The sequence below is a fragment of the Massilia sp. Root335 genome (assembly GCF_001425685.1).
In the GTDB taxonomy this organism is placed as follows: Bacteria; Pseudomonadota; Gammaproteobacteria; order Burkholderiales; family Burkholderiaceae_D; genus Telluria; species Telluria luteola.
The window spans coordinates 105057-112113 of the sequence record NZ_LMCY01000032.1 but is presented as its reverse complement, the minus strand read 5'-3'; the positions used below and the strand labels follow the sequence as shown (position 1 = coordinate 112113).

Below are 7057 nucleotides of genomic sequence, written 5' to 3'. Positions count from 1 at the left end.
GATCTGGGGCTACGGCATGGAAGGCCTGAACTTCACGCTGTTCCGTCCGTTCAACTGGATCGGCGCCGGCCTGGATTCGATCCACACGCCGAAGGAAGGTTCTTCGCGCGTGCTGACCCAGTTCCTGGGCCACATCGTGCGCGGCGAACCGATCCAGCTGGTCGACGGCGGCCAGCAGAAGCGTTCGTTCACGTACGTCGACGACGGCATCGACGCGCTGATGCGCATCATCGAGAACAAGGACGGCAAGGCCACCGGCAAGATCTTCAACGTCGGCAACCCGACGAATAACTACTCGATCCGCGAACTGGCCGGCATGATGCTGGACCTGGCCGCCGAGTATCCGGAATACCGCGACACGGCCAAGCGGGTGAAACTGGTCGAGACGAGCTCGGGTGCGTACTACGGCGTCGGCTACCAGGACGTGCAGAACCGCGTGCCGAAGATCGAAAACACGGTCTCCGAACTGGGCTGGAAGCCGCAGGTCACGATGCGCGACGCGCTCGTCAAGATCTTCGATTCGTACAAGGACAAGCTGGGCGACGCGGAACAGCTCAATACCTGATCCCGGACCCGTATCGATCCTGAAAAGGCTGCTTCGGCAGCCTTTTTTATTGGCATGCGCCAAGGCGCGTACATACGAATTGGAGGTTCCTGTAAATCCTTGTATCCCGCGCCAAACGGCAGGTAAGTATTTGTAAAGTGCCCGGACAGGGTGGGGAGACGGGCATATAGTCCTTATCAGTTTTTCTCTCTCTCCACTCTTGAAGTGGTCTTCGCCCACGGTCCCCACCGTGGGCTTTTTTATGCCTGGAGTGCTTGATGATTACGCCTCGGTTTGCCCGCGCCTGTCTGTTCGCGCTTGCCATCGGCAGCGCCGCCCCTTCGTTCGCCGTGCCCCTGATGGACATGCGCGTCGACGACTTGCTGTTCATGTCCACCGACGTCAAGAAATCCCTGAACCTGACGCCGAACCAGCAGACGCTGTGGAATCAGATGGAAGGGCGTTCGCGTTCCATCCTGCGCGAGCGCCAGCGCCGCCGCGAGGCCTTGCAGGAGCAGGCCAGGACGCTGCTGGCCAAACCGGACGTCGAGTTGCGCGACCTGAACCGGGCCGTCGAGGCGGAAGCGGCGGCGACGAATGCCGAGGACAAGCAATTGCGCGAAGCCTGGCTGGAAGTGAACGACGCGCTCGACGACAAGCAACGCGCGCAAGTGGTGACCTTCGTCGGCGAACAATTGATGCGCGTCGTGCCGGACGGCCATCCGGGCGGCGAGCGCGGCGGCGAGCGTGGCGGCGAGCGCAGCGGCGGACGTCCGGGCGGCCACGGCCGCGGCGGCATGGGTGGCGGCATGGGAGGCGGCATGGGCGGCATGGGCGGTCCCGGCGGCGCGTCGATCAATCTCGGCGGCTAACATGCATACCATGTATCGTTAAGTAAAATTCCTCACCGATCTGTATTTTGGCTATCCTTCCCCGCTAGAATTGGTTTTATCTAGGCAGCAATGCAGCAGCCGCTGCTGCCGAAACCGATCACAACGATAGTCATGAGTACACCGATCCCGACCGCCTGCCTGGCTTTGCCGGGCACGGCGGGACATGCATCGGCCGGGTCCGGCCGGAAACTTCCCCCCGTCACCGACTTCCTTGCACGCCGCGACATGAAGATGTAGCAGATGCCCAACCGGCCCGGATTTGGCAAACCGGGCTGTGTTACATTCGCCGATGGCCACAAGCCGCCCTGTTCCCGCCCGACCAAGGACTTCCGTGAAACGATCCCTTTTGAGTACCCTGACCCTGTCCATGCTGGCCGCCTGCGCATCCGCGGCGGCCGCGTCGACCGACCGTTCCGGCATCGACACGCAATACATCGACCCGAGCGTACGCGTGCAGGACGATTTCTTCACTTACCTGAACGGCAAGTGGCTCAAGACGACCGAGATCCCCGCGGATCGCGCGAGCTGGGGCGCCTTCATGAAGCTGCGCGAGGACACGCAGCCGCAACTCCTCGGCATCATCGAGGCCGACCAGAAGGATCCGCACAAGAAGGCCGGCACCGACGCGCAGAAGATCGCGGACCTGTACACGAGCTTCATGGACGAGAACAAGCTGGAGACGCTGGGCTACAAGCCGCTGGCGGGCGAGCTTGCCCGCATCCGCACGCTGAAGGACAAGAAGGGCGTGCCGGGCCTGATCGCGCACTTGTCGAAGATCGGCGTCGCGACCCCGTACGGCATCGGCGTGTCGCAGGACGCGAAAGCATCCACCCGATATGCCGTCTACATCCGCCAGGGCGGCCTCGGCATGCCGGACCGCGACTACTACCTGAAGGCCGACGACGCCAAACTGGCCGCCACCAAGGCGACGTATCGGACGCACGTCGCGAAGATCCTGCAGCTGGCCGGCGACAAGGATGCGGAAGCGAAGGCCGAGGCCATCGTGGCGTTCGAGACCGGACTGGCGAAGGCGCAGTGGACGAAGGTCGAACTGCGCGACCCGAACCGGAATTACAACAAGATGGACGTGGCCCAGCTCACCGCGCTGACGCCGGGCTACGACTGGAAGACGGCGCTGGGCGCCGCCGGCGTGGGCAACAAGGTCGATTACGTGATCGTCGGCCAGCCGGGCTATCTGCAAGGCCTGGATCAGCTCCTCGCGAACACGGACCTCGAGACCGTCAAGGCCTACTTCGAATGGCAGCTGCTGCGCGAATACGCGCCGTACCTGTCGAAGGCGTTCGTCGACGAGGACTTCGACTTCTACGGCAGGACGCTGACGGGCGTGGACGTCAACCGTCCGCGCTGGAAGATCGGCGTGTCCGTCGTCGAAGGCGCGATGGGAGAAGCGCTGGGCCGCGAATACGTGGCCAGGTACTTCCCGCCCGAGCGCAAGGCGCGCATGGAGGAGCTGGTCAAGAACGTGCTGGCCGCCTACCGCGAATCGATCGACCACCTCGACTGGATGGGGCCGGAGACGAAGAAGGAAGCGCAGGCCAAGCTGGCGAAGTTCACGCCCAAGATCGGCTACCCGAACAAGTGGCGCGACTATGCGCGCCTGGCGGTCAAGCGGGACGACCTGGTCGGCAACGTCGAACGGGCCGCGGTCTTCGCGTACAACCGCAACGTCGACAAGCTGGGCAAGCCGATCGACCGCGAAGAGTGGGGCATGACGCCGCAGACGGTGAACGCCTACTACAACTCGCGCATGAACGAGATCGTGTTCCCGGCCGCGATCCTGCAGCCGCCGTTCTTCGACGCGAAGGCAGACGACGCTGCGAACTACGGCGCGATCGGCGCCGTGATCGGCCACGAAATCGGCCACGGTTTCGACGACAAGGGCAGCCAGTCCGACGGCGACGGCAACCTGCGCGACTGGTGGACGGCCGAGGACCGGGCGCGCTTCAAGGCCAGGACCGACATGCTGGTCAAGCAGTACGACGCGTTCGAGCCGATCCCGGGCTATCACGTCAACGGCGCCCTCACGCTGGGCGAGAACATCGGCGACAATTCCGGCCTGACGATCGCCTATAAGGCTTACCGGATCTCGCTGCACGGCCAGCCGGCGCCCGTCATCGACGGCTTCACCGGCGACCAGCGCTTCTTCATGGGCTTCGGCCAGGTCTGGCGCTCGAAGATGCGCGAGGCCCAGCAGATCGTGCAGGTCAAGACCGATCCGCATTCGCCGGGCCGGTTGCGCGCGAACGGCACGCTGCGCAACCAGGCCGCGTTCTACGAGGCGTTCGGCGTGAAGGAAGGCGACAAGATGTACCTGCCGCCGGAGCAGCGCGTCACGATCTGGTAACGATTCAGTAACAAAAGCATCGCCATCAGCGATAATCCGGGACGGCGGTATCCCCGCCGGCCCCCCATCCCACCCATAACAACCCGAGGGAGATGAAGAGATGAAGAAGCACTATTTGTTGAGCGCCCTGACCCTGGCGCTGTTTGCCAACGCCGGCCATGCGGCGGAAGGCGCCGCTGCGAAGAACACGGCCGTCAAGAAGGGCCAGACGCTGGCCGCCGGTGTCGCCACCGAATACATCGATCCGGCGGTGCGTCCGCAGGACGATTTCTACGATTACCTGAACGGCAAGTGGATGAAGACGGTCGAGATCCCGGCCGACAAGTCGAGCTGGGGCTCGTTCGCCAAGCTGCGCGACGACACGCTGCCGCAGCTGCGCGGCATCATCGAGAAATCCGCCGCGGGCAACCCGGCCAAGGGCACCGACGCCCAGCGCATCGGCGATTACTACGCCAGCTTCATGGACGAAGCGAAGCTGGAGCAGCTGGGCATCACCCCACTGAACGGCGAGCTGGCGAAAATCGCCGCGCTGAAGGACAAGTCCGAGCTGCCCGCGCTGCTGGCGCACCTGGGCAAGATCGGCGTGAACGTGCCGTACGACTTCGGCATCCACCAGGACAACAAGGATTCGACGAAGTACGTCGCCGACATCTCGCAGAGCGGCCTGGGCATGCCCGACCGCGACTACTACCTGAAGACCGACGATGCCAAGCTGGCCGACGCCAAGGCCAAGTACCTGACCCACGTCGAGAAGGTCCTGGCCATGGCCGGCGACAAGAACGCCGCCGCCAACGCGAAGGCCATCGTCGACTTCGAGACGGAACTGGCCAAGGCGCAGTGGACCAAGGTCGAACTGCGCGATCCGATCAAGGCCTACAACAAGGTGGCGCTGGCCGACATGGCCAAGATGGCCCCGGACTACGACTGGAACAGCTACCTGCAGGCCACCGGCATCGCCGGCAAGACGACGTATGTGATCGTCAGCCAGCCGACCTACCTGAAGGGCTTCGCCGAGATCTCGAACAAGACGCCGCTGGATACGTGGAAGGCGTATCTGACCATGCACCTCGTCGATGGCTACGCGAACTACCTGAACAAGGCCTTCGTCGACGAGCGCTTCGACTTCTACGGCAAGACCCTGTCGGGCGTGAAGGAGATGGAACCGCGCTGGAAGCGTGGCGTGGGCGCGATCGAGCGTTCGCAGGGCGAGTCGCTGGGCAAGCTGTACGTCGCCGAATACTTCCCGCCGGCGCGCAAGGCGCGGATGGAAGCGCTGGTCAAGAACCTGCTGGCCGCGTACAAGCAGAGCATCGACAAGCTGGACTGGATGTCGCCGGCCACCAAGAAGGAAGCGCAGGCCAAGCTGGCCAAGTTCATGCCCAAGATCGGCTACCCGAACAAGTGGAAGGATTACTCGGCCCTGATGGTGTCGCGTGACGACCTGGTGGGCAACGTGATGCGTTCGCACGAAGTCGAATACAACCGCGAGCTGAACAAGCTGGGCAAGCCGATCGACCGCGACGAGTGGGGCATGACGCCGCAGACCATCAACGCCTACTACAACCCGGAGATGAACGAGATCGTGTTCCCGGCCGCGATCCTGCAGCCGCCGTTCTTCGACGCCAACGCGGATGACGCGGTCAACTACGGCGGCATCGGCGCCGTGATCGGCCACGAGATCAGCCACGGCTTCGACGACCAGGGCGCCCAGTACGACGGCGACGGCAACCTGCGCGACTGGTGGACCGAGTCCGACCACAAGAACTTCAAGGCCAAGACGCAGATGCTGGTCAACCAGTACAACCAGTTCGAACCGATCAAGGGCTACCACGTGAACGGCGAACTGACGCTGGGCGAGAACATCGCCGACAACTCGGGTCTCGCCATCGCCTTCAAGGCCTACAAGATCTCGTTGAAGGGCAAGAAGGCGCCGGTGATCGACGGCCTCTCCGGCGAACAGCGCCTGTACATGGGCTGGGCGCAGGTGTGGCGCACGAAGATGCGCGAGCAGCAGCAGATCGTCCAGGTGAAGGTCGACCCGCACTCGCCGGGCCAGTTCCGCGCCAACGGCACGCTGCGCAACCAGCCGGGCTTCTACGACGCCTTCAAGGTCAAGCAGGGCGACAAGATGTATCTGGCGCCACAGGATCGCGTGATCATCTGGTAAGCGGCTGACCGTATTTCAGGACGGGACACCGCAAACAAAAAAGGCCGCGAATTCGCGGCCTTTTTTTCATGCGGGACGATTACTGCGTCACGCTCGAGTAGGAGCAGGACTTCACCTGGCCGTGCGCCGGATCGCCGAATACGGCGTTGGTGCACTTGACCGGACCGGTCACGACCTTCGAGGTGTAGATCGTGGCGGTGCCGTAGCGGACTTCACGCTTGCCGCTGAACGAGCAGGTGCCGTTTTCGCTGGCGCATGCCGTAAAGGTCGGCGCGGCCGCAACTGGGGCCACGGTCGTCGTGGTCGTGCCGGCGTAGCTGCAGCTCTTGACGACGCCGTGGATCGGATCGCCGAACACGGCGGTCGTGCACGGGGTCGATGCCGTGACCGTTTTCGACGTGTAGACACCGTTGGCGCCGAAGCGGACTTCGCGGGTGCCGCTGAACGTGCAGGCGCCGCCTTCGTTCGCGCAGGCCGTCCAGGACGTCGCGGTGCCGGTCGTGGCCGCGGTGGTCGCTTCGTACGCGCCGATGTCGATCTGGCTCATCACCGGACGTGCTTCACCGTTGGCGACGGCCTTGTATTGCGCGACCGGTGCCAGCGACACGCCCGTGGCGGACACGCCCGGCGCGGAACCGGCATCGATCACCAGCGCGCTGCCGGTCGGATGCAGATCGTAAGCGGCGCGGTTCGCGAAGCTCGGCGACGCCGAACGGTAGTTGGTCTTGTCGATCGTCGTCGCCTGGGTGCTGAACGTGCCGACGCCGGCGAAGATGTTGTTCTGGGCCAGGGCCGCGGTCGGGACCTTGCCGCTGACGAACAGGAACGTGCCGCCGCTGCCCATATCGTTCAGGAACGTGTTGTTGACGACGTACAGGTTGCTGCCGATGTTGGTCGCGCCTTCTTCGCCGTAGGCCAGCATGGTCGAATTCGAGTTCGATGCCGGCTGCTCGATGACGTTGCCGATCACATAGGACGTACCGGCGTTCGGCAGGTCGATCTCGAACGACGGCTTGCCGGCGGCGGTGCTGCCGGTTTCGCCCGCCTTCAGGCTCGAGAAGCGGCTGTACGCGATCATGTTCGTGTTT

The 7057-nt window shown here is 63.8% G+C and carries 4 protein-coding genes; all 4 read left to right on the top strand.

Annotated elements, in window-relative coordinates; all coding sequences use genetic code 11:
• The coding region (locus ASC93_RS32215) for a bifunctional UDP-4-keto-pentose/UDP-xylose synthase (RefSeq protein WP_229412774.1) at positions 1 to 565 on the top strand (565 nt) is incomplete at its 5' end.
• Positions 566 to 822: 257 nt separating this feature from the next.
• Positions 823 to 1416 carry a Spy/CpxP family protein refolding chaperone gene (locus ASC93_RS17860; protein WP_056445168.1) on the top strand — a complete coding sequence of 198 codons (594 nt, stop codon included), beginning with the start codon at positions 823 to 825 and terminating at the stop codon, positions 1414 to 1416.
• Between the two features lie 388 nt (positions 1417 to 1804).
• On the top strand, positions 1805 to 3802 hold the full coding sequence (locus ASC93_RS17855; protein WP_056445165.1) for a M13 family metallopeptidase: 1998 nt from the start codon (positions 1805 to 1807) through the stop codon (positions 3800 to 3802).
• A gap of 100 nt (positions 3803 to 3902) precedes the next feature.
• Entirely contained in the window at positions 3903 to 5969 is a 2067-nt protein-coding gene (locus tag ASC93_RS17850; protein ID WP_056445162.1) for a M13 family metallopeptidase, read from the top strand.
• Positions 5970 to 7057 lie beyond the last annotated feature (1088 nt).